The 490-nt window shown below is 61.8% G+C and carries 1 pseudogene; it reads left to right on the top strand.

Annotated features, from left to right (window positions below):
- Positions 1-490: pseudogene (locus ACR9ZJ_RS19385) on the top strand (efflux RND transporter permease subunit); the annotation flags it as partial.

Below are 490 nucleotides of genomic sequence, written 5' to 3'. Positions count from 1 at the left end.
GCCCGTGTGCACGTGGACGAGCAGGTGGATAGCCCGCACGAGTCGCGGTTCTATCGAGCCTATCGGTGCGTGATCGGCTGGGTGCTTGCGCACAAGGCGCTCTATCTGGGCGTCATGGTCCTCTGCCTGGGCGTCGCCAGCTGGACGCTTTCGCGTCTTCCTTACGACTTCCTGCCCAAATCCGACCGACTGCAGTTCCAGATTCCGTTGACCTTACAAACCGGCACGGATGCGCGCCAGACCCTGGATACCGTACGGCGGATAAGCGTGTGGCTGGCAGACAAGAAAGCCAATCCCGAGATCGAAAGCAGCATCGGATACGTTGCCGATGGGGGCCGCGCATCGTACTTGGCCTGAATCCTCCCCTGCCGGGTGCCAACATCGGTTACTTCACGGTATCGGTGAAACCCGACACGGACATCGACACCGTCATCACGCGCGCCAGGTCGTATCTGTCCCGGCAATACCCGCGGGCGTACGCCGAGCCCAA

It is taken from the genome of Luteibacter sp. KNZ12-1A, from assembly GCF_056755675.1.
This window is presented reverse-complemented; position numbering and strand designations above follow the sequence as displayed.